Here is a 2984-nt window from a genome sequence, read left to right as displayed (position 1 = left end):
CAAAGCCGAACTGTTGGCCGCCATTCAAAAAACCGGTTCCATCATGGCAGCGGGTAAATCCATGAATATGAGCTACCGCCGGGCCTGGATGTTGGTGGATGTGATGAACCGTAGCTTTGCCGAGCCATTGGTGCACGCCGCGAAAGGTGGACGCCACGGCGGCGGCACGGTACTGACACCGCTAGGGCAGCAGGTGCTGGCGCAATATAGCAAGATGGTCGAAGCGGTTAATCATTCCGCGGATGACTACCTGCAACTGTTCTCCGGGTTGATGGCTCAACCGCAGCAAACCCCGGCAGACGATACCGATTCCAAACTTGCCAGCGCCGATTGAACCCAGCCGCAGACCGAATACACTTCCATTCGTTACACCATCCATGAATATTTCTTTCGAAATCGTACCCAGAAGCCTACAGGCTTTCGACGAACAATACGCCTTTGTGCAAACCCTGAACCAAGGCATCAACATCATCAACGTGCCGGATATCCAGCGCTTCGACACCCGCAGTTGGCAATTGGCAAGCCGGGTCGATCGTAGCCGTTTCCGCTTCATCCCGCATTTTCGAGCCATCGACTTTAAAATTGACGGCGGCGAATTGTTCCGCATCATCGAAGACTACGGCCTGGATAGCGTGTTGCTGGTAACCGGCGATCCGCCGGAGGGTTTGAAACGGGCGTTCTACAATACCGACGTGGTCGATCTGATCCGCGCCGTGCGCCGCCGCTTTCCGGAGCTAAATATTTACGCCGGTTTCGATCCGCATCGCCAGGGTTTGCAGGACGAGTGCGACTATATCTGGCGCAAGGCCGATGCCGGCGCCACCGGTTTTTTCTCGCAACCGTTTTACGATCCGCGCATGGTCGAGATTTATGCCGAACATATGCAAGGGCTGGAAACCTATATCGGCATCAGTCCGATCACGACGCAGGCCTCGCAGAATTATTGGGAAGTGAAAAATCGGGTCAAATTTCCGAAAAATTTCCGTCCGGATTACGACTGGAACGTCGAGTTCGCCAACAATCTGATCGCGACGGCCGCCGAGACCGGTTTGCACGTCTATTTCATGCCGATCCGGATCGATTTGGGTAAATATTTTCAAAGAATCAATATCAGCACCGCCAAGTAAAGCCCGTTGCCGGCCGCACTATGCCGTTGCGGCCGGCAACGCTTAGAATAGCCCGGTCTTCAACTGCATCCATACTACTGCAATGAAAATCGTCTCCTGGAACGTCAACGGCATCCGCGCCGTGCAAGGCAAAGGTTTTGCCGAAACCCTGGCGCAAATCGACGCCGACTGCATCTTGCTGCAAGAAACCAAGGCCCAGGAAGACCAGGTGGCGCAGGCGCTGAACGGCATCGACGGTTACCACGTCCACGCCAACTCGGCCGAGCGCAAGGGTTATTCCGGCGTCGCGCTGCTGTGCCGGCAGGAACCCTTGCAAATTCTGCGCGACATCGGCCAGACCGACCACGACCTGGAAGGCCGAGTCATCGCCGCCGAGTACGAGGGGTTTTACGTGGTGAACGTGTATGTGCCGAATTCTGGCGACGGCCTGTCCCGACTGGATTACCGGCAAACCTGGGACCAGGCGTTCGGCGATTATCTGGCCGATCTGCAAAGCCGCAAACCGGTGATCGTCGGCGGCGATTTCAACGTCGCCCACCAAGCCATCGACATCGCCCGGCCCAAGGCCAATTACAACAAATCGGCCGGCTACACCCAGGCCGAGATCGACGGTTTTAGCAGTATTCTGGCGCGCGGTCTGGTCGACAGCTTCCGCCATTTCCATCCGGAGCAAGTGGCTTACAGTTGGTGGAGTTACCGCGCCAACGCCCGCGAAAAGAACATCGGTTGGCGGATCGATTACCTGTTGGCCAGCGAACCGCTAGTGCCGAGCATCCAAAGCGCCTTCATCCTGCCGGAGATCACCGGTTCGGACCACTGTCCGGTCGGCATCGACATTCAAATCGCTTGAGCGCGCTGCACCAGCATCGGGCGGCCTTGCTGGCCTGCCGGCGTTGTCCGGACATGATCGGTCCGGTGGTTTGTTGTCAACCGGTGATGTCAAAAGTGCTGCTGATCGGTCAGGCGCCGGGCGGCAAGGAAGGCCAGTTCGGCAAGCCGTTCGCCTGGACCGCCGGCAAGACGTTGTTCGGCTGGTTCGGCCGATTGGGCTTGAACGAAGAACAATTTCGGCAACGGGTGTATATGGCGGCGGTGTGCCGCTGTTTCCCCGGCAAGCAGGCCGGCGGCGGCGATCGGGTGCCGAGCCCGGCCGAAATCGAAAACTGCTCTGACTGGCTGCGTACCGAAATCGAGCTATTGCAACCGCAACTGATCATCCCGGTCGGTAAGCTGGCGATCCAGCAACGGCTGAAGGCCGACAAACTCAGCGAGGTGATCGGCAAGCAATTTCGGATCGACGTCTACGGCCACGCTGCCGACCTGATCCCGCTGCCGCACCCGTCCGGCGCCTCGACTTGGCACCGCACCGAGCCGGGCATTAGCCTACTGGCCGAGGCCCTGGCCGCAATCGAACGTCATCCGGCCTGGCAAACTATTCGGCCGAGCGATTGACGCCGCTGATCAGCGCCTTGATCGACGCCGTCAGCAAGTTATTGTCAATGCCGACGCCGTAACGCGGCGGCTGGCCATCCGGCCCGGCCAATTCGACGAAGGCGCAGGCGCGGGCATCGCCGCCGTGGCGGCTGGGACCGAGCGAGCGCTCTTCGTAACTGCGGATGGTGACGGCGCAATCCAGCTCCGTCAACGCGGCGACCGCCGCATCCAGCGGGCCGTTGCCGTCGCCGGCCACACAGCGCGTTGCGCCGTGCCATTGCAGATCCAATTCGATCCGTTGGCCGCCATCGATTTCGGCTAAACGGTGGCCGAGGTAACGGAGCGGCCCAGCATCAGTCAAATAAGTTGCGTTGAACAAGCGCCAGATTTCCGCATGGCCGATCTCGCCGCCGCCGGCGTCGG

General features: G+C 59.4%; 5 protein-coding genes. 4 read left to right on the top strand and 1 reads right to left on the bottom strand.

Annotated features, from left to right (window positions below):
• The 4 genes from C2U68_RS20920 to C2U68_RS20905 form a co-directional block, all read left to right on the top strand.
• On the top strand, positions 1 to 334 hold a 334-nt coding region (locus C2U68_RS20920), incomplete at its 5' end, for a winged helix-turn-helix domain-containing protein (RefSeq protein WP_140914410.1).
• A 43-nt stretch (positions 335 to 377) separates the two neighbouring features.
• A complete protein-coding gene (locus C2U68_RS20915) occupies positions 378 to 1127 on the top strand; it encodes a methylenetetrahydrofolate reductase (protein WP_140914409.1) in 750 nt (249 codons plus the stop codon).
• Positions 1128 to 1209: 82 nt separating this feature from the next.
• A complete protein-coding gene (locus tag C2U68_RS20910) occupies positions 1210 to 1977 on the top strand; it encodes an exodeoxyribonuclease III (protein ID WP_140914408.1) in 768 nt (255 codons plus the stop codon).
• A gap of 53 nt (positions 1978 to 2030) precedes the next feature.
• On the top strand, positions 2031 to 2579 hold the full coding sequence (locus C2U68_RS20905) for a uracil-DNA glycosylase family protein (protein ID WP_140914411.1): 549 nt from the start codon (positions 2031 to 2033) through the stop codon (positions 2577 to 2579).
• Here C2U68_RS20905 and C2U68_RS20900 read toward each other — a convergent pair.
• The coding region (locus C2U68_RS20900; protein ID WP_313901425.1) for an alpha-isopropylmalate synthase regulatory domain-containing protein at positions 2560 to 2984 on the bottom strand (425 nt) is incomplete at its 5' end. The two genes, C2U68_RS20905 and C2U68_RS20900, sit on opposite strands and share 20 nt — an antisense overlap.

It is taken from the genome of Methylomonas koyamae, from assembly GCF_006483455.1.
Taxonomy (GTDB): domain Bacteria; phylum Pseudomonadota; class Gammaproteobacteria; order Methylococcales; family Methylomonadaceae; genus Methylomonas; species Methylomonas koyamae_B.
The sequence above is the reverse complement of the archived record's forward strand: the minus strand, read 5'-3'. Positions and strand labels throughout refer to the sequence as shown.